This is a genomic window from Melaminivora jejuensis, from assembly GCF_017811175.1.
In the GTDB taxonomy this organism is placed as follows: Bacteria; Pseudomonadota; Gammaproteobacteria; order Burkholderiales; family Burkholderiaceae_C; genus Melaminivora; species Melaminivora jejuensis.
In genome coordinates, this window is sequence record NZ_JACWIJ010000002.1 from 3,335,487 (window position 1) to 3,358,527 (window position 23,041).

Consider the following 23,041-nt stretch of genomic DNA (forward strand, 5'->3'; position numbering starts at 1 on the left):
GCGGCGCGGAGATGGCCATCGATGGTAGTGAAAGCTGCGCCGACCCTGCACCGGGCCGGGCAAGCCGCGCGGGGATCGTGAAAACGCTCTCAGGCCGGCTCCGGCTCCGGCTCCAATTGCGGCTGCGGCCCGGATGGCCAGCGGCACCAGCACCGCGCCGGTCGAGCGCACCACGCCGGGGAGCACAAAGCTCACGTGCAACGCACAACCTTCCAAGACCGTGGGCGCGACTACCATCGCCGCCATGCCGCAGCCTCCCTCGTCGCCTCCTCTCCCGCCCTCCACGTCGCCCTGCTCCAGCTACTCCAGCCGCTTCTGGGCGGAGCTCTCCACGCGCGAGTTCGCCGCTGCGCGCGAGGCGGGCCTGGCCGCGCGCACCGTGGCCGTGCTGCCGGTGACGGCCATCGAGCAGCACGGCCCGCACCTGCCGCTGAATGTGGATGCGCTGCTGCTGCAGGGCGTGCTGGATGCGGCCCTGGCGCAGCTGCCGCAGTCGTTGCCAGTGCTGGTGCTGCCGCCGCAGGACATCGGCCTGTCCACCGAGCACCTGTCGTATCCCGGCACGCTGACGCTGGCGCCGGCGACGCTGCTGGCGCTGTGGACGGAATTGGGCGCGTGCGTGGCGCGCGCCGGGGTGAAAAAGCTCTTGCTGCTGAACGGCCACGGCGGCAACGTCGCGCCCATGGACATTGCCGCACGCGAGCTGCGCCAGCGCTGCGGCCTGCTGACCTACAGCGCCAGCTGGTTCAGCCTGCCGCTGCCGGACGCCGTGCAGCAGCGGTTTTCGGCGCAGGAGCACCGCTTCGGCATCCACGGCGGCGAGATCGAGACGTCCATGATGCTGCATCTGGCGCCGCAGCTGGTGCGCATGGAGTGCGCGCAGCACTGGCGCTCGTCATCGCAGGATCGGGTCGAGCGCTACGCCATCCTGGGCAATGGCCGCAGCGCCAAGATGGGCTGGGCCATCGAGGACTACCACCCGGCAGGCGCCGTGGGCAATGCTGCCGGGGCAACGGCGGACGCGGGCCGCGCCGTGGTCGAGGCCGCCGGGCAGGCGTTGGCGAAGCTGCTGCAGGAGCTGGGGGATTTGCCTCCCCTCGCACTGGAAACAGGCTGAACTCAGGCGTGCGTCGTCCAGTCCGCATACTCCGGCGCATCCAGGTGCGCCAGGCTGTTGAAGGTCTGCAGCATGAGCCGCTTCGGCGCGACGCTGAACTCGCTCACGGCGCTGTTTCTGATGCGCATGTTCAGCGCAATCGTCACCTCGGGCGGGGTGGACAGCACCTCGCCGATGGCCGCCGAGATCGGCCCGCCGCTGGACACCAGCAGCACATTGGCGCCGACGTGCTGCTGGCGCACCTGCTCCAGCACGCCGCGCACGCCGCCGCGAAACGTCTCCCAGTCCGGCATCCCCGCCGGGCTGATGGTGCCGCCCATCCACTGCGCCAGCGCATCGCACAGCAGGCGAAAGTACTGCCGGTACAGCTCGGGCGTGGCAGGCGGCGGCAGCGGCGAGGGATGGACGCTGCGGATCAGCGCCAGGCTGTCGTACTCGTTGAGCTGGGGCAGGGCGATGGCCTGGGGCACATCGCCCCCAGGCCGGCCACGATGCCGTCCAGTGTCTGCGTGTGGCGCAGCAGCGTGCCCGCCAGCACGGCATCGAAGCGCAGGCCGCGCTCGCGCCAGTACTGGCCCAGGCGCAGCGCCTGCGCGTGGCCGCGCTCGCTCAGGCGGTCGTAGTCGTCGGCGCCAAACGAGGCCTGGCCGTGGCGCACAAGGTAGAGGGTTCCCATGCGCGGCGATTGTGCGGACGCCGGCGCGGCGCGTTTGTCGCAGGTGTGACGGGCCTGGCGCAGCGCCGGCACCTGCCTGCCCAGGCCGCTGCTGCGCCTATTGCCCTGCCTGGCAGCCCCCCAGCAACACGCGGGCGAACACCCCGGCATCGACATTGCCGCCAGTCAGCGCCAGCCCCACGGCCTGCCCGGCCAGTTGCTGGCGCTCCTGCAAGGCGCCAGCCAGGGCGGCGGCGCCGGCGCCCTCGGCCACGTTGTGCGTGTCGGCAAACAGCGCGCGCATGGCGGCGGCGACCTCGTCGTCGCTCACCTGCACGATGCGCTCCAGGTGTTGCGCCAGCACGGCCAGCGCAGCCGCGTCGGCCACGCGCACGGCCATGCCGTCGGCCAGTTGCGTGCTGACGGCAGACGCCACGACATGGCCGGCAGCCAGCGAGTCGGCGTAGGTCGTGGCATGGCGGCTGACCACGCCGACGATGCGCGCCGGGTGCCCCAGTGCCAGCTTGGCAGCCACCGCCGCGCAGGCGCCCGAACCCAGGCCGATGGGCACATAGAGCACATCCAGGTGCGGGGCGGCGCGCAGCAGCTCCAGCCAGTAGGTGGCCACGCCGCACACCAGGTCATGGTGGTAGCTGGGCACCATGTGCGCGCCGCGTTCGCGGGCCAGTTGCAGCGCGTGCTCGCGCGCTTCCTGGAAGTCCTCGCCGTGCTCGACCAGCTGCGCGCCCAGGGCGCGCATGGCGGCGTTCTTTTCCAGCGAATTGCCCAGCGGCACGACGATGGTGCAGGCCACGCCGCGCCCGCGCGCCGCCCAGGCGATGCTCTGGCCGTGGTTGCCGCGCGTGGCGCTGATGACTTCGCGCGGCAATTGGCCGCTGCGCGCCAGGGCGTCGAAGTAGGCCAGCCCGCCGCGTATCTTGAAGGCGCCCACGGGGTTGTGGTTCTCGTGCTTGAGCCAGCACTCGGTGCCCAGGCGCTGCTCCAGCAAGCCCCAGCGGTATTGCGGCGTGGCCTGGAACTGGCCGTACACCAGGCGCGCGGCGGCCTCGATCTCGGCCAGGGTGGGCAGGCGGGGTGCGGCAGGCGTGCTCACAGCAGCACCTCGCCGCGCACGCAGGCCACCGTGTGCCCGCCGATCCAGATCTGCCCGTCCGGCGCCTGCTCGACGTGGACGCGCCCGGCGCGGCCCAGCGCCGCGCCCTGCGCCGCCACGTAGCGCGGCGGCGCCAGGCCGGCGCCGATCAGCCACTGCGCCAGGGCCGCGTTCAGACTGCCGGTGACCGGGTCTTCGAGCACCCCGGCGCCGGTGCTGAAGAACGCCCGCACCTCGAAATGCGTGTCCATATCCGTATCCGCATCTGTGCCCGTGCCCGTGCCCGTGCCCGTGCCCGGCGCCTGCGCGCCGATGACGCCGACCTTGCCGCGCGCTCCGGCCACGCCCACGTCCAGCCCGGCCAGCATGGCGGCGTCGGGCTGCAGGGCCAGCACCTGCTCGGCCGAGGCCAGCAGCACGCCGCGCCAGCGCGGGCCGTTGTCGCACCAGGCGTGGCGCACGATGTCGCTGCGCGCCAGGCCCAGGCCGCGTGCGATGCGCTGCACCTCGTCCTCGGGCAGCGGGCCACTCCTGATCAGGGGCGGGGCGGCAAAGGCCAGGCGCGGGCCGTCGCGGCGCAGGCGCACCAGGCCGACGCCGCACTCCTGCACGATGTGCGCTTGTGCCTGCGGCACGCCCCCGGCGGCCAGCCAGGCGTGGCAGGTGCCCAGCGTCGGGTGGCCGGCAAAGGGCAGCTCGCGCCCGGGGCTGAAGATGCGCACCCGGTAGTCGGCCCCGGCGGCGCGGCCCGCCTCGGTGGGCGGCAGCACGAAGGTGGCCTCGGACAGATTCGTCCAGTCGGTGAACTGCTGCATCTGCGTGTCGGTCAGCCCCTCGCCGTCCAGCACCACGGCCAGCGGGTTGCCGAGGTAGGGCGTGGCGGTGAAGACATCGACTTGGCTGAAGGGGCGCTGGCGCATGGGCAACTCCTGCGGGTGGGTGTGGGGCGGGGAAAAATCTCAGGCGCACCCGCTGCGGATGGCATCGGCCAGCGCGGCAATCGCCGTGCCGATCTGCTCCTCGCTGGCGGTGACGAACGACAGGCGCAGCGTGCGCGCGTCGGCATCCTCGGCGTAGAAGGCTGCGCCGGGCACGAAGGCCACGCCGCGCTGCACGGCGCGTGGCAGCAGCTCCAGCGCATCCAGGCCGGCGGGCAGGCGCAGCCACAGGAACATGCCGCCCGCTGGCCGGCTCCAGCTCACGCCCAGCGGCGCCAGGTGCTGCTCCAGCGCGGCCAGCATGGCCTGGCACTGGCGCTGGTAGAGCTGGCGGATGGTGGGCACATGGCGCTCCAGAAAGCCGTGTTGCAGCACCTCGGCCACCAGGCGCTGGTTGAAGCTGGGCGTGTGCAGGTCGGCTGCCTGCTTGGCCTGCAGGAGCTTGGGGTAGATGTGCGCCGGCGCCACCACGAAGCCCAGGCGCAGGCCCGGCGCCAGCACCTTGGAAAACGAGCCCATATAGATGCAGCCCTCGGGGTTGCGTGCCGACAGCGGCGCCGGCGGCGGCTGGTCGAACCACAGGTCGCCATAGGGGTTGTCCTCCAGGAGGGGCAGGCCCAGCTGCGCGGCGCGCTCGACCAGTTGCTGGCGGCGCGCCTCGGTCATGGTGCGGCCCGTGGGGTTCTGGAAGTTGGGCAGGACGTACAGAAAACGTGCCTTGTCTGCGCCGCTGCCCACCTTGGCGGCCAGGTCGTCGGCATCGATGCCGTCCTCATCGCTGGCCACGGCCTCAATGCGCGGCTGCATGGGCGCGAAGGCCTGCAGCGCGCCCAGGTAGGTGGGCGTCTCCACCAGCACCCGGCTGCCTTCGTCGATCAGCACCTTGGCCACCAGATCCAGCGCCTGCTGGCTGCCGGTGGTGATCAGCACCTGATCCGGATGCACCTCCCAGGGCAGGGAGTCGGCCACCGCCTGGCGCAGCGGCGCGTAGCCCTCGCTGGCGGCGTATTGCAGGGCGGCCGCGCCATCGCGGCCCAGCACCTGCGCAGCGGCATCGGCAAAGGCCTCGATGGGGAAGGTCTGCGGCGCCGGCAGGCCGCCGGCCAGGCTGATGATGCCGGGCCGCTCGGTCACCTTCAGGATCTCGCGGATCACGGAAGGGTTCATCCGGGCGGCGCGCTGCGCCAGCGTCCAGTTCGTCATTGCGTCATCTCCAACAGGGGCAGGGGACAAGGGGGTGGGGGAAGGGCAGGCAGGCTCAGCGTGCCACGGGCATACGCCGGCCCACGGCCACGGTGGCCAGCACGGCCAGGCCAAAGCCCAGGCTGGCCGCGTCCAGCGACTCGCCCAGCAGCGGCACGGCAAACACCATGCTCAGGAAGGGCTGGGCCAGCTGCACCTGGCTGACGCGCACCGTGCCGCCCAGGGCCAGGCCCCGGTACCAGGCAAAAAAGCCCAGCCACATGGAAAACACCGCGACGTAGGCAAAGCCGCCCCAGGCCGAGGCCGGCAGCTGCGCGCGCGGCCACGACCACAGCGCCAGCGGCAGCGTGATGGGCAGCGCCAGCACCAGCGCCCAGCAGATCACCGCGTCGGCGCGCATGTGCTGCGACAGCCGCCCGCCCCAGGCGTAGCCCACGGCGGCGCAGGCCACGGCGGCCATCAGCAGCAAATCGGCCGGGTGCAGCGCCAGGCCCGGCTGGCCCGAGCGCAGCAGCGCGTAGGCCACCGCCAGGCCTGAGCCCAGCAGCGCGCAGGCCCAGAAAGCGCCCGAAGGCCGCTGGCGGTGCAACAGCGCTGCCGCCGCTGCCGTGGCCAGCGGCAGCAGCCCGATGATGACCGCCGCGTGTACCGCGCCCACATGGCGCATGGCCCAGGAGGTCAGCAGCGGAAAGCCGAAGACCACGCCCAGCGCGGTGAGCGCCAGCGGCCAGCGATCGGCGCGCGCGGGCAGCGGCGCGTGCTGCGCCAGCAGCAGCAGCGCCGACAGCAGCCCGGCCACGGCGGCGCGGCCCATGGCGATGAACAGGCCGCTCATCAGCGGCGCCTCGGGCGTGCCCACGGCCAGCCGCGTCATGGGCAGCGTGAGCGCGAAGATGGCCACGCCCAACAGGCCCAGCAGCAGGCCCCGGGTCTGCGCGCTGGCGCCAGCCCACGGGCTGGCCAGACCCTGGCGGCCTGGCATTGCGGCACGGGCCGGCCTCATGCCGCCACCATCCACAGCGCCGTGGCCACCAGGATGGCCGCCATGGCGCGGTTGAACCACAGCAGGCGCTGGCCGTGCGCCAGCCAGTGGCGCAGCAGCGCGCCCACGGCGGCATAGGTTAGGTTGCTGGTGAAGGCGAAGAACAGCATCACCGGCAGCACGATGCCCAGGCGCGTGGCGCCATCGTCGTGCCCGATGACCCAGCCGGCGACGATGGTCAGCGCCAGCAGCCAGGCCTTGATGTTGACGAACTGCAGGGCCACGCCCTGCCAAAAGCCCACCGACAGCCGGCTGGCGTCGGCCTCGGACAGCCGGGCCGACTGCGCCAGCTTGAACGCCAGCCACAGCAGATAACCAATGCCCAGCGCCTTGATGGCCCAGCGCAGCGCCGGCACCGCCACCACCGCCGCGCCCAGGCCGCCGGCGCACAGCAGCAGCAGCAAGCTCCAGCCCACCGGCACGGCGACCACGAAGCGCAGCGCCGCCGGCAGGCCCCGGTTGGCCGCCAGGGCGGTGGACAGCGTGGTGTTGGGGCCGGGCGTGAAGCTCATGGCGGTGGCCAGCACCAGCAGGGCAGTGAATTCAACCAGGGGCATGGGAGGGGACGGTTTCTTCTGGAGCGCTGCGGATCGCCGCTTGCTCGTGTCTGGGGAGGTTGGGCGTCGGGCGTTGTGCGTGAACAGCCGCACGCCGCAAAACGCACGGCGTACAACGACTGTAGAGCCTGGCGCCATTACAGTACCAATACAGTGCAGCCCCACACACGCAGCAACTGTATCGCCCACCCGCCGACACATGCTGCCCACACATGCCACCGATACATGAGCGCCCCATGCTGACCCGCAGCCCCGACCGCACCCTGGCCGACCAACTCGCCGAGCGCTTTGCCGAGCGCATCCACGCGCGCCTGCTGCCCGCCGGCGCCCGGCTGCCCTCGGTGCGCGAGTGCGCGCGCCAGCAGGGCGTGAGCGCCCATACGGTGGTCACCGCCTACGACAAGCTGCTGGCGCAGGGCCTGGTGCTGGCCCAGCCGCAGCGCGGCTTCTACGTCCGAGATTTAGGGCAAAAAACGCCTTCAAGCCTTGCAGGGCAAGCGCTGACAGCTATCAAAAATGATGCTGCCGGCAACACCTTGCAGAGCGCCGTGCAGGCCGGGCGCGCCTGCGGCTCGCGCATCAACGCCACGGCGCTGATCCGCGGCATGTTCCACCATCCCTCGGCGCGGCCACAGCCCGGTGCCGGCGTGCTGCCGCTGGCGTGGCTGCAGGAGGCGCGCTTTCTGCCGGCGGCGGTGCGCAAGGTGGCGGCCAGCGACGCGCTGCAGGAAGGCTCGTTCAGCTATGGCGAGCCCATGGGCGACGCCGGTCTGCGCCAGGTACTGGCGCAGCGCCTGGGCGACCTGCAAATCCCCGCCGCAGCCGAGCAAATCATCACCACCCTGGGCGCGACGCAGGCGCTGGACATCATCAGCCGCGCCCTGCTGCGTGCGGGCGATCCGGTGCTGGTGGAGGAACCCGGCTGGAGCGTGGAATTCGCCCGCCTGGACGCGCTGGGGATGCGCGTGCTGCCCGTGCCGCGCGGCCCCGATGGGCCAGACCTGGCCGTCATGGCGCGGCTGTGCGAATTGCACGCGCCCAAGCTGTTCGTGAGCGTGAGCGTGCTGCACAACCCCACCGGCCACAGCCTGTCGCCGGCCAGCGCGCACCGCATCCTGCAACTGGCGCAGCAGCACGACTTCTACATCGCCGAGGACGACACCTACGGCCACATCGCGCCGGCGCACGCCACGCGGCTGGCGGCGCTCGATGGTCTGCAGCGCACCCTGTACGTCAGCGGCTTTGCCAAGATCCTGGCGCCCAACTGGCGCATCGGCTACCTGGCCGCGCCGGCGCACCTGGTCGAGCGGCTGCTGGACACCAAGCTGCTGTCCACGCTGACCACGCCGGCGCTGCTGGAAAAGGCGCTGGCGCTGTGCATCGCACAAGGCCAGCTGCGCCGCCACGGCGAGCGCATCCGCCAGCAGCTGGCGCAGGCGCGCGCGCGCAGCGTGCAGCTGGCGCTGGAGGCGGGCTGCCGCTTCGCCGCCGAGCCAGCCGGCATGTTCGGCTGGGTGGACACCGGCGTGGACACCGACGCGCTGGCCCAGCGGATGCTGGATGAGGGCTATCTGATCGCCCCCGGCTCGCTGTTCCACGCCACGCGCGAGCCGCGCACGCTAATGCGCATCAACTTCGGCACGACGCAGGAGCCGGGCTTTTGGCACACCTGGAAAAAAATGGTCAAAAACGGCTGAAAGCCAAGCTGGGCAAGCGCTGGCAGCTATGAATTTTGCGAGGCGGGTGCGGCGGGTGCAGTATCGGCCCGGCGCTCGATGCCCAGCGCGGCGTTGACCTTCGCCAGCTGGGCCACATGGCCATCCAGCATGGCCTGCAGGTCGGCGCGCAGGTCTTCGTGCTCGGGATCCAGCCCCTGCAGCAACTCGCGCACCCGGCGTGCCACCCAGCCCTGGCCCCGGTTCAGAAAGGCCAGGCGCTCGCGCAAGTCCGCCACCGCCATGGCCTTGCCGTAGAAATCCCCGGTGCGCGTGCCCGGCTGCGCGCCCAGGCGGCGCAGCGCGCGCAGCAACATGCCGCACCAATGCACCTCGTCGCGCTGGATGGCCTGCACCAGCGCCTGCAGCGCGGGCTGGTCGGCAGGCACGGCGCGCGCCGTCTCCAGCGTCACGCGGGCGCCGGCGCGCTCGGCCTCCAGCAGCTCGTTGAGCTGCGCGGCCAGCGCCTCGTCGCGCTGGCGCTGGAACTCGGGCGCATAGCACACGGGCGACGAATACTCGGGCGCCGGCTCCTGCAGCAGCCGCAGGTGGGCGGCCGCCTCGCGCGCCAGCGTGGCCACCAGCTCAGCCGCCGGCACGATGGCCTGCACCCGGCCCACGCCGCAGCCGGCGTACAGCGCCATGGCGGCGAAGTCGCCGCTCATGGAGCGCAGCGGCGAGTCCGTGGAAAACAGGTAGATGGGCCGGCCCTCTTCCTCGCCGATCACCGTGCGCGGGGCATTCGGGTCATGCGGGTTGCCGCGCTCGCCACGCGTCACGGCGCTTTGCAGCACGCGCACCGGCGAGTGCGGCGGCCAGTTGATGTGGAAGTCCTCGGTCAGCACCGTGTCGCTGCCCTGCGCGGCCAGCAGCGCCTGCTTGTGCACGTCGTGGGCGAAGGATTCCGGCGTGGCGATGAAGGCCGTGCCCAGCACGCCGGCCTGCGCGCCGGCGGCCAGCACGCGCGCCACATCGCGCCCATCGGCCAGGCCGCCGCCGGCGGCCACCGGCACCTCGGCCAGGGCCAGCACTTCGGCCAGCACCTCGGCCAGGGGCTGGGTGGCGTGGACGTGGCCGCCAGCCTCCACGCCCTGCACCATCAACGCGTGTGCGCCGGCGTGCTGCGCCGCCAGAGCCGCCTGCGCCGTGCCCACCTGATGCACCACGACGATGCCGGCGGCGCGCAGCCGCTCGACCACTGCCGTGTTCACCTCCCAAAACAGGCCGACCACCGGCACCTGCAGGCCGATGCACAGGTCGATCTGCGACGCCAGCAGGGCCGGATCGGTGCCGGCGGGGATCAGATTCACGCCAAAGCGCGTGTGGCCGGCGGTGCGCACGGCGGCGACCTCGCGCTCGATGAGCTGCAAAGGCTCGCGCACCATGCCCAGAAAACCGAAGGCGCCGGCCTGCGTCACCGCCGCCACCAGCTGCGAACGCGCCACGCCGCCCATGCCGGCAGCCATGATGGGCAGGCGGCAGCCGAGCAGTGCGCATAGGTCGGTGCGGGGCAGGGAGGCAGGCATGGCGGCTCCTTGTAACGATGACCGGGGCACTATAGGCAGGCGGGGCGGTGCAGGCCAATGCTCGGGATGGCAGTATTGCTATTGAAAAAATAGCTGTCCGCGCTTGTTGGGCAAGGATTTGGACTGGTTTTGACTGGTGTTGCCATTGAGGGCAGAGCTGGCACCGAGCTTTCTACAATGCCCCGATGGCCCGCAAGCAACTCCCCATCGGCATCCAGACCCTGGCCAAGATCCGTGCCAAGGACTGTTACTACGTGGACAAGACGCCGATTGCGCTGCGGCTGATAGCGCAAGGCTCGTACTTTTTCCTCTCGCGTCCGAGGCGCTTCGGCAAGAGCCTGTTCCTGGACACGCTCAAGGAGCTGTTCGAGGGCAACCGGGCGCTGTTCGAGGGGTTGCACGCCGAGCAGCACTGGGATTGGTCAGTCAAGTACCCGGTGCTGCGCTTCAGCTTTGGCGGTGGCATGGTGCAGGATGCTGCCGACCTGCAATCACGCCTGGACTCGCACCTCAAGCGCTATGAGGACGAAACCGGCTGCCCGCGCACCGACAGCAGCCACGCCGAGCGCTTTCGCAGCCTGATCCACCATCTGGCCGAGCAGACCGGCCAGCGCGTGGTGGTGCTGATCGACGAATACGACAAGCCCATCCTCGACCGCATCGAAGACCAGGACGTGGCGCTGCAGCTGCGCGAGGTGCTCAAGGACTTTTATTCCGTCATCAAGGACAGCGACGCGCACATCCGCTTTGCCTTGCTGACGGGCGTGTCCAAGTTCAGCAAGGTGAGCATCTTCTCGGGCCTGAACAACCTGCAGGACATCACACTCGATCCGCGCTACTCGGCCATCTGCGGCTACACCGACCACGATGTGGATACCGTGTTCGCGCCCGAGCTGCCCGGGCTGGATCGGGGCGAGATCCGCCGCTGGTACAACGGCTACAACTGGCGCGGCGAGTCGGTCTACAACCCCTTCGATGTGCTGCTGCTGTTCAGCCACCGGGAGTTTCGGCCCTACTGGTTTGAAAGCGGCACGCCCACCTTTTTGGTCAAGCTGCTCACGCGGCGGCGCCAGTTCACGCCGGCGCTGGAGAGCGTCTTCGAGTTCTCCTCGCTGCTGTCGTCCTTCGAGGTGGACAACATCTCCACCGAAGCGCTGCTGTTCCAGTCGGGCTATCTGACGGTGGATCGGGCCGAGCAGCTGCCCGGGCGCATCGGGCTGCACCTGCGCTACCCCAACCTGGAGGTCAAGACCAGCCTGAACACCAGCCTGCTGGCCGTGCTGTGCGGCGACCAGGACGGGCCGGCGCGCAGCGTCTTGCAGATGTACCGGCTGCTGCAGGCGGGCGACCTGGCGGGCATCCACCAGCTGCTGCACAGCTTTCTGGCCAGCATCCCGCACGACTGGCATCGCAACAGTCCTATCGCCCAATACGAAGGCTACTGGGCCAGCGTCTTCTACAGCTACTTTGCTGCGCTGGGGCTGGACATGGTGCTGGAGGACGCCACCAACCAAGGCCGCATCGACATGGCGCTGCGCTGGCTGGGGCAGACCTGGTTGTTCGAGTTCAAGGTGGTCGAGCTGGTGCCTGAAGGGCGGGCCATCGAGCAGCTGCAACAGAAAAACTATGCCGACAAATACCGCGCCAGCGGGCCGGTGCACCTGGTGGGCGTGGAGTTCAGCCGCGAGAGCCGCAACATCGTGGCGTTCGATACGCTGACCTTTCCGACTCCCTCTCCCGCGTGCGGGAGAGGGTGGGGTGAGGGGGCCTGCAATGGACGCAGCGCCCGAACCACCCCCTCACCCCCACCCTCTCCCCCGAGGGGGAGAGGGAGTGCGCGGCCAGGCCAGCCGCTGGGCGCTGGCGCGGCGCACGGCAGCACACCGCCTGCATCAGTCCCAGGGAACTCCTGTTTTGATAGCTGTCAGCGCTTGCCCAGCAAGGATTTGCAGCCGATTTGACCTGAAAAACCAGCAAAAAATCGCCGCAAAACCCCGCCTCCAGACCCCAAACCGCCCAAAACCGTCCGAAGCAGCCGATTTCAACCCCATTTTGACAATCAAATCAGCCTGAAAGACCCGTCTGGAAAGCGCTGGCAGCTATGATTTTTGATATTTTCCCAAGGCTGGGGCGGCAGCAGATGCCTCGGGTGCACCGGGGCCGTGTACCTGGGCGAAAGTCAGGATGACCTCGCGGATCAGCTTGCGCTGCGGGGCGGGCAGTTGCAAAAAAGCGTCAAAGGTCTCGCGTTCCAGATAGCCGATGCCCTCATCCCAGCGCTGGCGGCGCGCCTGCACCGACTGGCGCACAGCAGAACCGAAACGCAGGACTTCCGGCTCGATGTTGAGCCACTCGGCAAGCAACTGCACTTTGTCCTGGGTGGGGATCGCCTTGCTGTTGAGCCAGCTCCAGGCTGCCTGGTTGCTGATGGAGCGGCCATACCAACGCAAGTTGAATTCATGTTCCAGCACCGAGGGGCTGGGCGTGTAGCCCGCATCCGTCATGGCTTGACGCAGGCGATGGCTGAAATCTTTCTTCTCGTCCATGCCACGCAAGCTATGGAGGACAAGAAATATCAATCAATATTTGATTGATATTTGAATCAAATATCAGTTGATTGTGTGTTTCGACCGCTGGTTGAGATCGCCTGTCTGTCCATGCCCAAATCCCTGCTCGAACAACTGCCCGAGATCGTCGCCAACGGGCGCAAGCAAGCCGAACGCATTCTGGAGAGTCTGGAGAGCCGCCAGCGCGTGCGGCTGCAAACGCGCGAGGTTGTGCTGCCGGCGCGTGACAGCGCCGCGCAGGACTGGATCACGCAGCAGCAGCGCCGCGTCGCCCGACAGGAAGCCTTGGCGCCCAGGGGCATTGCCACCCCCGACGCGCCAGCACAGGACGCTCCCTGGATGAACCGCCTGATCTATGGCGACAACCTGCTGGCCATGGCGGCGCTGCTGGCCGGCGACGAGGACATGCCCAGCCTGCGCGGCCAGGTCGATCTGATCTATATCGACCCGCCGTTTGACAGCAAGGCCGACTACCGCACCAAGGTCGCGCTGCCTGGGGTGGAGCTGGAGCAGCGGCCCACGGTCATCGAGCAGTTTGCGTACTCCGATACCTGGAGCGACGGCACGGCCTCCTATTTGGCCATGATCACGCCGCGCTTGATTCTGATGCGGGAGTTATTGGCGGAAACCGGCTCGATCTATGTGCATCTGGATTGGCATGTGGGGCATTATGTCAAGCTGGTGATGGATGAGGTATTGGGTAGAAAAAATTTCAGAAATGAAATTATTTGGCATTATTCAACCCTTGGGCGACCCAATGATAGATTTGCTCAAAAACATGATGTGATATTTTGTTATGGTAAAACTGGAATAACTTTCTTTGATGAGAAAAATGCCAAAATTCCATATACGGATGAATATGTTGCCTCTCACTTTAGAGATGTTGATGATGAAGGTCGAAGATGTCGAAAGCGATTTGATGCGGGAAAATGGCGTATTTATTACCCTGATGAGGGGATGATTCCCAATGATGTGTGGGATATTCCCTACGAAAATTCAATGTCCCGGGATCGAGTAGGGTACGCGACTCAAAAGCCTACTGTATTATTAGAAAGAATCATCAAAGCAAGTTCTCCAAGAAATGGGTTAATAGCAGATTTCAATGGCGGCTCCGGCACCACCGCCGCTGTCGCCGAGAAACTGGGCCGGCGCTGGATTACCACCGACATCGGCAAGCCTGCCTGCATGATCATGCGCAAGCGCCTGATCGATCAGGAAGCCCGGCCTTTTCTGTACCAGGCCATTGGCGACTACCAGGTCGAGGCCGCCAAATCACACTTCGGCAAGCGTGACTTCCGCATCGGCGATCTGTCGCAGATCGTGCTGTCGCTCTACGGCGCCCTGCCTCTGCCGCCCGAGGTCAATCCGCTGCGCAATCTGGGCCAGATTGCCGGCGTCGAGATCGGGGGACGGCGTGGCAGCAAAACCCTGGTGCTGGCCGATTCACCCAACAAACTCACCGGCGCGGCCACGCTGCGCAAGGCCATTGCCCAGCGCGACAATCTGCTGGGTGGCTGGGATCGCGTGGTGGTGCTGGGCTGGAATTTTGACCCGGCCATTGGCGAGACCATTGCCGCACTGCGCGACAACCGGCTGGAGGTGCTGGTGATTCCACCCGATCTGCTTGACCGGCTGCGTAAGAAAGGCGGAGTGGAAAAATTGCGCGGGCAGGTGCGATTTTCCAGTCTGCAATATCTGACGCTGTATCCCATCGAGCGGGAGTTGCTGCCTTCAGGCACCAGCCAGGGAGATCGCGCGGGCCAGGAGCGGCTGACCGTGCGGCTGAAGAATTATGTGCTGCTCTCGCCCGAGGCTATCAATCTGGACGATGCCAATCGCGCCCGGCTGCAGGCCGTGGCCAATGCCGAGCCATTGGCCTTGGTCGAATACTGGGCTGTCGATCCAGATTATGACGGGCAGATATTTCGCTCGGTCTGGCAGGATTATCGTGGCAATACCGCCAATGACGGCGATGCGCTGCGCGCGGTGACGCAGGCGGTGCTGACCGTGCCGGTGCTGCGCGGGCTGCGCCGGGTCTGCGTGCGCGTGGTCGATGTCTTCGGCTTCGAGGCCGAGGTGGTGCAGGTGGTGGATGCTGCGCCATGACGCACGGCATCCGATACGGCTCAGGCGCAGGCCAGCTCGTGAATCTGCGCCAGGCTCTCGCCCATCGCGGCTTCGGTCGTCTTGAGGTCGTAGCTGGCCTGCAGATTCAGCCAGTACTGCGGCGATTGGCCCAGCGCACGGCCCAGGCGCAGGGCGATTTCGGCGGTCACCGGGCGCTCGCCGCGCAGCAGGTGCGACACGCGCATGGGCGAGATGCCCAGCGCCTGGGCAAAGGCAGCCTGGGTCAGGCCCAGGTCGTCCAGCACTTCACGCAGGAATTCGCCGGGGTGGATGGCGGGCAGGCCGTTGTGGGGGGCAGTCATGGCGGGAACTCCTCAGTGGTAATCGACGATTTCGACATCCTGGGCGTGGCCGCGCTCGAAGCGAAAGCACACGCGCCATTGGTCGTTGATGCGGATGCTCCAGCAGCCGGCGCGATCGCCGCTCAATGCCTCCAGCCGGTTGGAAGGCGGCTGGCGCAAGTCGTTCACATCGGTGGCGGCGTCGAGCTGGGTCAGCCGCAGCATTGCCCGGCGCAGGATCTGCGGCGGCAGCCGCCGGGATTTGCCGGTGCCAAACAGGCGCTCGGTCTGCGGGTCGGCAAAGCTTTCGATCATGGTGCAATTGTAAACAAAATGTTTATCAAATGACTGCTGCTCCATCTGCCACCGATCCCCTGGCGCTTGCCGCCGCCCTCACCTCGCGCACCCGCCAGCTGGCGCTGGGCCTGGAGCATGGCGCTGCCGAGTTGCTGGAGCTGGTCACACCGGTCACTGCCGAGTTGCTGCTGTGGTGGTTCGGTCAGGACAAGGTGGACGAGCGCGGCGCGCTGAACTTCCACGTCGGCCAGCGCCAGGCCATCCTCAACGCCATCGTGGCGCATGAGGTGCTGGGCGCGGTCAGTCTGCAGGATTTGTACGAGAAGGCGGCGCCGCAGGCGCTGCTGGCGGGTACGCTGCTGGCCGAGGTGTCGGCGCCCAAGCACGCGCATCCCAAGTACTGCTTCAAGATTGCCACCGGCACGGGCAAGACCTGGGTGCTGCAGGCGCTGCTGATCCGGCAGTTGCTCAACAAGAACGCGGCGCTGGCACAGGGGCGCGAGGATGCGCGCTTCACGCGACATTTCATGGTGGTGGCGCCGGGGCTGATCGTGTATGAGCGGCTGCTCGATGCCTTTTGCGGGAAATTGATAGCAGGCAGCGCAGGTGGGGCAAGGGATTTCGGGCAATCCGACCTGATGCAGTTTGCCGATCTGTTCGTGCCCGAGGGGCAGCGCGAGGCGGTTTTTGCCTTTGTGCGCGGCAACGTCTGCGCCAAGCACGAGATCGGTCTCAAGGCCACGGGCAACGGCATGATTGCCATCACCAACTGGCATCTGCTGGCCGAGGGCGATGCCGCCTTCGAGGAGGCGCAGGAGACCGCAGCCGATGTGGCCAGTGTGGCGGCCCCTGGCGCGCTGGTGCCGGCGCATGTGGTGGCGGCTGCCGTGCTGCCGCTGGCTCCGGGCCGGGCCACGGGCAACAGCCTGGAGGTGCTGGATCGGCGCTATGCCCGGGGCAATGTGCTGGAGTTTCTGGCCGACCTGCCCGAGCTGCTGGTCTTCAACGACGAGGCGCACCACATCCACGAGCTCAGGCGCGCGGGCGAGGCGGCCGAGGTCGAATGGCAAAAGAGCCTCTCACGCATCGCTGCACCCAAGGGGCGGCGCTTCGTGCAGGTGGATTTTTCTGCCACGCCCTACAACACCGTGGGCAGCGGCAAGAAGCGCAGCAAGCTGTTCTTTGCGCACATCGTGGTGGATTTCGACCTGCACAGCGCCATGCGCGCCGGGCTGGTCAAGTCGCTGGTGCTCGATAGACGCAAGGAGGTCGGAGCGCTGCCGCTGGACTTCAAGGCCGAGCGCGACGAGGCCGGCAATCCCGCCCTGAGCGAGGGCCAGCGCGTCATGCTGCGCGCCGGCCTGCACAAGCTGCGCAAGCTGGAGCGTGACTTTGCCGCCATCGACCCGCAGCGCCACCCCAAGATGCTGGTGGTGTGCGAGGACACGGCGGTCTCGCCGCTGGTGGCGCAGTTCCTGATCGAGCAGGAGGGGCTGCAGGACGACGAGGTCATGACCATCGACTCGGGCCGCAAGGCCGAGCTGGGCGAGAAGGAATGGGCGCCGGTGCGCGAGCGGCTGTTTGCCGTCGATCGCCACGCCACGCCGCGTGTCATCGTCAGCGTGCTGATGCTGCGCGAGGGCTTCGATGTGAACAACATCTGCGTCATCGTGCCGCTGCGCTCGTCGCAGGCGCCCATCTTGCTGGAGCAGACCATTGGCCGGGGTCTGCGGCTGATGTGGCGCGGCGCCGAATATGCCGACACCAAGCGCGAGAACCGCGAGCGCATCCAGGCCGGGCTGGAGCCGGGCAGCCTGCTGGATGTGCTGTCCATCATCGAGCACCCGGCGTTCGAGTCTTTTTATGCCGATCTGCTGCGCGCCGGGCTGGCCGGCACCACGGGCGAGGGCATGGACAGCACATCCAGCACCGGCGATGTGCTGGCCGCCGAGCTGCGCGAGGGCTACCAGGCGTTCGACTTTGCCATTCCCTGCATCGTGCGCGAGGCCGAGGAGGAGAGCCGCCACAGGGCGCTTGACATCGCGGCGCTGCCGCCGTTTTCCGCCATGGCGCTGGCGCAACTGGCGGCGCTGCTGGGCAAGGGCGACACCTTCGTGTCGCACGATCTGCAAAGCGCCACGCTGTTTGGCGACTACCGCGTCGATGGCGCCGTCATGCAGGTGGCGGGCTACAACGACTATCTGGCGCGCCTGACGCGGCGCATCAGCCAGGCGCTGTCCGAGCCGCTGCCCCGGGGCAACCGGGTGGCCAGCCACCTGGCCCTGCCGTATCTGCAGGTGGATACGGCGCAGTTGACCGGCTGGCTGGATGACTACATCTGGACGCAGCTTTTCGCGCAGGACTTCGATCCGCTGGGCGAGAGCCGCGGCGCGCAGCACTGGCGCCTGCTGCTGCTGCAGCCGGTGGTCGAGCACATCACGCGGGTCTTTGCGCTGGCCCTGCGCGAGGCGCAGCAGACGCAGACCACGGGCTGCACCGAAGTTCACGCCCGCCGCCTGAGCGAAACCCCACGCCTGCTGCTGCGCCAGGCGCACTCCATGCCCGTGTCCAAGTGCATCTACACCCGGCTGGGCTGGCCGGCACAGGGTGGTGGGCTGGAGCGTACTTTCATCGCGTGGGCGCAGGCCGATGCCCAGGTGCTGGCGTTTTGCAAGGTCAGCGAGACGCGCCATCCGTTCGTGCGGCTGCGCTACGTCAGGCATGACGGCCTGGCGGCCTTCTACAGCCCGGATTTCCTGGTGCGCACCGAGGGCGCCATCCACCTGGTCGAGACCAAGGCGCAGCAGCAGACCATCCATCCCGACGTGCAGCGCAAGCGCCGCGCCGCGCTGGCCTGGTGCGAACGCATCAATGCCCTGCAGCCGCAGCACCGCCAGGGGCTGCCGTGGCATTACGTGCTGCTGGGCGAGGAGATCGTCCAGCAGTGGCGCAGCCAGGGGGCGCATCTGGCGCAGCTACTGGACTTCGCCCGGCTGCGGGCGCTGGACGACAGTCAGGCGCAAGGAGCGTTGTGGTGAGCTTTTTTGCTATTGTTTACACAGCCTGCAGCGCTTGACTGGCAAGGGCTGACTCTTCACCCCCGCCCCTCGCGCAGCACCACCAGCTCCGACAGCACGCGCAGCAACATGCGGTTGATGTGCTCCAGCGACAGCTCGTTGGCCTCGCACACCTGCACGATGGCGGCGCTGTCGCTGGTTTCCAGCGCGCAGGCCAGCTCCAGGCTGGGGGTGTAGGGGCCGGTGTGCAGCACGGCGGCTTCGTACAGGCGTTCGGACAGCGGCACGCGGCGCAGGATGTTGCTCAGCGGCTCGCGCAGCAGCTCGTCGAGTTGCGAGAACAGGCCGCACAGATAGACCTCGCGGCGCAGCTCCTTGCCCTCGCCGGCGTTGATCAGGTGCTCGGTCAGGCGTGCGCGCAGCACCATGGATTGGCGGATCGGCTCTAGGTCAGGCTCGGTGGCGGCGTGCGGCAGCTGCTCGGCCAGCCAGCGCGAGAGGTTGCCGTAGCCCATGACCAGCAGGCCCCGGCGCAGCGAGTCCACGCCGGTGCGCAGGCCCACGGCGGCGGAGTTGATGTGTGTGAGAAAGCGGTAGGCCAGCAGCGGGTCTTCGCCCAGGATGTCCTCGAAAGTGTCCATAGACTGCTCGGCGTCAATGGCCTTGAGCAGCCGATGCACGACCTCGCGCGAGGGGCGCAGGGGCTGGTGGCGCAGGTCGTGCAGCACGTCGTCCGACGGCCAGCCGGCAATGGCCAGCGCGCCGCTGGTGTCCAGGCAGTGGCCCAGCAGGGCGCGGCTGGCCACGCCTTCGTACATCTGGCCCCGGATCACCGGGTCGCGCCGCTGGGTCTGCGCCTGGCGCGCTGCCTGCAGCGCCTGCACGGCGTTGCCCGGCGACAGGTGCAGCAGGCTGTTGTCGAACAGTCGCGCCACGTCCGGGTCGGGCAGGTGGTCGAGCTCGCCCAGCCAGACCAGACGCAGGCCGCGTGCGTGGGCTGCCTGCGCCAGCTGCAGCAGCTGCGGGTCGATCAGCCAGCGCCCGGGCACGGCCAGCCAGGGCGTGCCGCGCGGCGCGTGCGCCAGCAGCTCGGCCAGCAGCTCGGGGGTGCGCGGCGTGAGCAGCAGCGGCGGCGAGCTGGCGCTCCAGATCTCCTGCAGCGTGCGCAGCAGGTGGGCTGCGTCCACCTGCACCGAGCCGGCGGCCTGCAGGTGCAATTGCACGCCGGCCAGGCGCCGGGCGGCGTTCCACAGGGGGCGGTAGCCCATCACCAAACTGCCGAGGACGGATTGAGCCATGGGGTCGGGGGTGTGTCAGATGCGCGAAAGCGCCCATTGTGGGCGCTCGGAGGAGGCTGTGCGTGGGGCGGGTGCCGTTGTGCGCGAAACGCCGGACGCGAAACGCACAACGCGCCCCTTCAGCGCATGAAGTCCAGCAGCGACATGCGCTGCACCTGGGCGTAGGACTGCAGCGCCGCCTGGTAGCCCACGTGGGCGTTCTGGAAGTCCGAGATGCCCTTGACCATGTCCAGGTCTTCGGCGCGCGAGCGGTCGGCCTCGTGCTGGATGGCACGGTTTTCCTGGTCGCTGCCGATGCGGTCGGCGCGGTTGAGCAACTCGCCGGCATAGCTGCGCATGTTGTGCAGCCGCTCCATGCCTTTGTCGAGCTGCGCCAGTGCCTGACCCACGGCCTGGGCGGCGGCGCCGGTGTCGGGTGCATCGGTCAGTTCGCGCACGGCGCGGTCGATGGTGCTCATCAGGCTGGGGCTGGCGCTCAGGGTCACGGTGTCGCCATCGGCGGGCGAATAGACCAGCGAGCCGTCGAGCTGGCGCACGGACGTGGCGCTGATGGTGAATTCGAGCGTGGCCCCGCCCGGGTCGGTGATGCTGATGGGGATTTGTTGGAGCTGGCCCGGCTTGATGTTGTTGAGGGGCTGCAGGCCGGGCGAGACGTAGGCCGAATTGGTGCTGAAGATCTCGTATCCGATGTCGTAGCTGCCGTCCGGGTTCGGCGGGTTGGTGGCGCCGGTGAACTTGATGGAGTAGGTATAGGGGCTGGCCGGCGGCGCGGGCTGCTGCAGTAGCTCCGGGTTGGTCACGCGCACGGCATCGGTGCCGAAGTGGCGCCCGGCCACAGGCGCGCCCCCATTGGAGACAGCGGCATGAAATACCCCGTCGCGCTGCACGTCGAACATCAGCGCCCCATGCCCGTCCACGGTGGTGGCGATGCTGGTGCCGCTGCTGGCTTGCTGGCCCGGCAGGCCGGCAAAGACGTAGTCGGCGCTGCCACTGAGCAGCGGCCCGGCGAAGGCGCGCAGGTCGCTGCCCAGCGCGCCCAGCAGCGGCACGCCGTTGGCGTCCTTGCGGTTGATGGTTTCGCTGAGTTGCTCGCGCAGGCTGGCGATCTGGTTGGCGTAGGTGCGCCTGTCCTCGGGCTTGAGCGTGCCGCTGCCGGCGGCAATGATGAGCTGGCGCATCTCCTGCACCAGGCCCACGGCGTCGCCCAGCGTGGACTCGGCCAGCGCCATGGCGCCGCGCTGCACGTCCAGCTGGCGCTGCTCGGCCTGGATGCGGCTGATGCGCGTAAGGGCGCGCTCGGCCTGGGCGGCGGCCACCGGGTCGTCGCTGGCGCGCACCACGCGCTTGCCGGCGGTCAGGCTTTCCTGCAGGTCGGTCAGGTTCTTCTGGCGCATGGCCAGGTTGCGCAGGGTGTTGTCGTAGAGGTTGGCGGTGCCGACACGGTTCAGGGTGCTCATCGGGGGCTCCTGGAATTGCGGGGGCGCAGGGGCGGGGTCTGTGGTTGCGGGGCTGGGGGCGCGCGTCAGCGGCCCACGCTCTGCAGCAGGTTGTCGAAGATGGCCTGCGCCACCTGCAGCATCTTGGCCGAGGCCTGGTAGGACTGCTGGTACTGGATCAGCCGCGCGGCCTCCTCGTCCAGATTGGTGCCGGAGATCGCCGTGCGGTTGGCCTCCAAGTCGCTGGCGATGGCCTCGGACATTTGCGCGGCGTACAGCGCACTCTGGGTGCGCGTGCCGACCTGGGCCATCAGGCCGGCGTAGCCATCGACCATGCTGGCGTTGTCGAACATCTTCACGTCGCGCAGCGCCTGCATGGCGCGGGCGTTGCCGGCGTTGCGGGTGTACTGGTCGCCGTATTGCGGGTCGGTGGCGTTGCCGATGACGACGGTGTCGCCCTCCTTGGGCGTGCCTTGCAGGGTGATGGCCCAGCCGTCGATGTGGATGGTCTGGCCGGGGACGTACTGGTACTCATAGGGTGGTGCACCAGGAGTCTGGGGGCCGGGTGGATTGGCATCCAGGTTCAGCACATCGGAGGAAGTAGCGCCGGCGACGCTGAAAGTGCCATTGGGGCCAAAAGTCAAGGTCACGCCGCCGCCACTGGTGGCTGGGGGGACTGGGCTGGGCGGCGGATTGATGGCGCCCGCCTTTTCGATCCCAGCCGGAGGGCCGGCACTCCAGCGCAGCCCGTCGGCCTGCAAGCCAGCCAGCTGCAGCGTGCCGGTGTTCTGTGTGCCCATGGCTGCGTTGACCGGGCTGGCCACAGCCAGGTCGCGCGGCGAGTGGATCAGCATCTGCAGCTGGTCGGCCACGCCGGCAAAGGGCTGGAACAGCACGCGCTCGCCAGGGTTGCCCGAGTTGGTGAACTCGAAGGTCAAGCCGTCCATCTGCACACCGCCGGGATTGGTCAGATCGGTTGCGGCAACGGTTTTGACGGTGTTGTCGGACAGCCGGATGATGTGGGCGTCGGTGCCGTTGGCGTTGAAGACCACCTCATAGTCCGACGCGGCGAATTTCGTGGCGTCGAACTTCGCCGGGTCGCCCAGATCGATGCTGCCCACGGCAGCTCCATTGGTGCGCCCGACCACTTCAGCCGGGGCGCTGAACAGCGGCTTGCCCCGCGTGCCGTCCAGCGTCAGGCCCAGGCTTTGCTGGTAGTTCAGTTCGGCTCCGATGGCCAGCGCCATGCGCCCGAGCAGGTTGCGCCCCTCGATCAGGTCGTTGTTGGCAAAGCGCAGCAGGCCGGCGGTCTGGCCGCCGCCCAGCAGGGTGTCGCGCAGCTCCACGTCGGGCGCGCCGGGGCGCTGGAAGTACAGCGCCTGGCGCTGGCTGCCGGGGAATTCCTTGGACTCGGCCACGGCCAGCTGCGCCGCGTCCTGGCCCAGCACCAGCGCCTGGCTGCCGGCCACGAAGACACTGATGGTGCCGTCGCTGGCCGGGATCTGCGTGGTCTGGATGTACTGGTTGAGCTCGCGGATCAGCTGGTCGCGCCGATCCAGCAGGTCGTTGGGCGTCTGGCCGTTGCCCATGACGCGGCTGATCTGCTGGTTCATCTCGGCGATGTTCACCGCCAGCTGGTTGATGCGCAGCGTGTCGGTCTTGAGCTGCTCGGTGACCGAGTAGTCGATCTCGCGCAGCAACTCGGCCGAGGAGCGCATCCGCGCGGCCATCTCGTCCATGCGCGTCAGGCTGACGGTGCGCGCGGTGATGTCGGTGGGCGCGGTGATGACGTCGCCCAGGGCGTTGAGCATGTCGCTGATGGCCGCGCCCAGGCCGGCCTTGCCGCCCTGGAACACGTCCTGCAGTTGCGACACGCGCTCGGCGCGGGCGCTGTCGCCGGCGCTCATGGCCTGCGCGGCGGCGGCCTGGCGCGTCAGCAGCTCGTTGTGGTTGCGCAGGATGGTCGCCACCTCCACGCCTTTGCCGATATAGCCCGAGCCGGTGTACTGGCCGGGCACGGTCTGCAGCACCACGCTCTGGCGCGAGTAGCCCGGCGTGTTGACGTTGGCGATGTTGTGGCCGGTGGTCTGCAGGGCCACCTGGTTGGCAAGAAGGGCGCGGGCGCCGACGTTGAGAAGGCTCATGGGGTGA

The 23,041-nt window shown here is 68.4% G+C and carries 17 protein-coding genes and 1 pseudogene; 5 read left to right on the plus strand and 13 right to left on the minus strand.

Annotated features, from left to right (window positions below; all coding sequences use genetic code 11):
• Positions 1–244: 244 nt before the first annotated feature.
• On the plus strand, positions 245–1,117 hold the full coding sequence (locus IDM45_RS15640) for a creatininase family protein (protein ID WP_209423652.1): 873 nt from the start codon (positions 245–247) through the stop codon (positions 1,115–1,117).
• Between the two features lie 2 nt (positions 1,118–1,119).
• On the opposite strand, the pseudogene IDM45_RS15645 reads toward IDM45_RS15640, so the two are convergent.
• From IDM45_RS15645 to IDM45_RS15670, 6 genes and pseudogenes are all read right to left on the minus strand, one after another.
• Positions 1,120–1,793 (minus strand): annotated as a pseudogene (locus IDM45_RS15645) (histidine phosphatase family protein).
• Positions 1,794–1,890: 97 nt separating this feature from the next.
• Positions 1,891–2,886 (minus strand): threonine dehydratase, encoded by a 996-nt coding sequence (locus IDM45_RS15650; protein WP_209423653.1) that lies wholly within the window; start codon positions 2,884–2,886, stop codon positions 1,891–1,893.
• On the minus strand, positions 2,883–3,806 hold the full coding sequence (locus tag IDM45_RS15655) for a PhzF family phenazine biosynthesis protein (protein WP_209423654.1): 924 nt from the start codon (positions 3,804–3,806) through the stop codon (positions 2,883–2,885). The genes IDM45_RS15650 and IDM45_RS15655 overlap by 4 nt, the downstream gene beginning before the upstream one ends.
• 39 nt (positions 3,807–3,845) lie before the next feature.
• Positions 3,846–5,027, minus strand: coding sequence for an aminotransferase-like domain-containing protein (locus tag IDM45_RS15660; RefSeq protein ID WP_209423655.1), 1,182 nt, complete (start codon positions 5,025–5,027; stop codon positions 3,846–3,848).
• A gap of 55 nt (positions 5,028–5,082) precedes the next feature.
• Complete coding sequence (locus IDM45_RS15665) at positions 5,083–6,009, minus strand: DMT family transporter (RefSeq protein ID WP_209423656.1); 927 nt, start codon at positions 6,007–6,009, stop codon at positions 5,083–5,085.
• Between the two features lie 17 nt (positions 6,010–6,026).
• Positions 6,027–6,626 carry a LysE family translocator gene (locus IDM45_RS15670; protein WP_209423657.1) on the minus strand — a complete coding sequence of 200 codons (600 nt, stop codon included), beginning with the start codon at positions 6,624–6,626 and terminating at the stop codon, positions 6,027–6,029.
• 236 nt (positions 6,627–6,862) lie between these two features.
• Here IDM45_RS15670 and IDM45_RS15675 point away from each other — a divergent pair, with 236 nt between their 5' ends.
• The gene (locus IDM45_RS15675) at positions 6,863–8,323 is read left to right on the plus strand and encodes an aminotransferase-like domain-containing protein (protein WP_209423658.1); all 1,461 of its coding nucleotides are present in this window, start codon (positions 6,863–6,865) and stop codon (positions 8,321–8,323) included.
• A gap of 26 nt (positions 8,324–8,349) precedes the next feature.
• Here the strand turns inward: IDM45_RS15675 and IDM45_RS15680 are convergent, their stop codons facing one another.
• Entirely contained in the window at positions 8,350–9,867 is a 1,518-nt protein-coding gene (locus IDM45_RS15680; protein WP_209423659.1) for a nitronate monooxygenase, read from the minus strand.
• A 185-nt stretch (positions 9,868–10,052) separates the two neighbouring features.
• On the opposite strand from IDM45_RS15680, the gene IDM45_RS15685 reads away from it, so the two are divergent.
• Positions 10,053–11,828 (plus strand): ATP-binding protein, encoded by a 1,776-nt coding sequence (locus IDM45_RS15685; RefSeq protein ID WP_209423660.1) that lies wholly within the window; start codon positions 10,053–10,055, stop codon positions 11,826–11,828.
• A gap of 138 nt (positions 11,829–11,966) precedes the next feature.
• Here the strand turns inward: IDM45_RS15685 and IDM45_RS15690 are convergent, their stop codons facing one another.
• Positions 11,967–12,413: a transcriptional regulator gene (locus IDM45_RS15690; RefSeq protein WP_209423661.1), complete on the minus strand. Its 447-nt coding sequence runs from the start codon at positions 12,411–12,413 to the stop codon at positions 11,967–11,969.
• Positions 12,414–12,524: 111 nt separating this feature from the next.
• On the opposite strand from IDM45_RS15690, the gene IDM45_RS15695 reads away from it, so the two are divergent.
• Positions 12,525–14,540 (plus strand): site-specific DNA-methyltransferase, encoded by a 2,016-nt coding sequence (locus IDM45_RS15695; protein WP_209423662.1) that lies wholly within the window; start codon positions 12,525–12,527, stop codon positions 14,538–14,540.
• Between the two features lie 20 nt (positions 14,541–14,560).
• Here IDM45_RS15695 and IDM45_RS15700 read toward each other — a convergent pair whose 3' ends face one another.
• Together IDM45_RS15700 and IDM45_RS15705 are read right to left on the minus strand one after the other, a co-directional pair.
• Positions 14,561–14,863: a HigA family addiction module antitoxin gene (locus IDM45_RS15700; RefSeq protein ID WP_209423663.1), complete on the minus strand. Its 303-nt coding sequence runs from the start codon at positions 14,861–14,863 to the stop codon at positions 14,561–14,563.
• Positions 14,864–14,875: 12 nt separating this feature from the next.
• Entirely contained in the window at positions 14,876–15,157 is a 282-nt protein-coding gene (locus IDM45_RS15705) for a type II toxin-antitoxin system RelE/ParE family toxin (RefSeq protein ID WP_209423664.1), read from the minus strand.
• A 29-nt stretch (positions 15,158–15,186) separates the two neighbouring features.
• Between IDM45_RS15705 and IDM45_RS15710 the strand changes: the two genes are divergently transcribed.
• Positions 15,187–18,177, plus strand: coding sequence for a DEAD/DEAH box helicase family protein (locus IDM45_RS15710; RefSeq protein WP_209423665.1), 2,991 nt, complete (start codon positions 15,187–15,189; stop codon positions 18,175–18,177).
• Positions 18,178–18,233: 56 nt separating this feature from the next.
• On the opposite strand, the gene IDM45_RS15715 is transcribed toward IDM45_RS15710, so the two are convergent.
• From IDM45_RS15715 to flgK, 3 genes are all read right to left on the minus strand, one after another.
• On the minus strand, positions 18,234–19,454 hold the full coding sequence (locus IDM45_RS15715; protein WP_209423666.1) for an HDOD domain-containing protein: 1,221 nt from the start codon (positions 19,452–19,454) through the stop codon (positions 18,234–18,236).
• Positions 19,455–19,573: 119 nt separating this feature from the next.
• The gene (locus IDM45_RS15720) at positions 19,574–20,911 is read right to left on the minus strand and encodes a flagellin N-terminal helical domain-containing protein (protein ID WP_209423667.1); all 1,338 of its coding nucleotides are present in this window, start codon (positions 20,909–20,911) and stop codon (positions 19,574–19,576) included.
• A gap of 65 nt (positions 20,912–20,976) precedes the next feature.
• Positions 20,977–23,034, minus strand: a complete 2,058-nt coding sequence (flgK, locus tag IDM45_RS15725) for a flagellar hook-associated protein FlgK (protein ID WP_209423668.1) — start codon at positions 23,032–23,034, stop codon at positions 20,977–20,979.
• Positions 23,035–23,041: the final 7 nt, after the last annotated feature.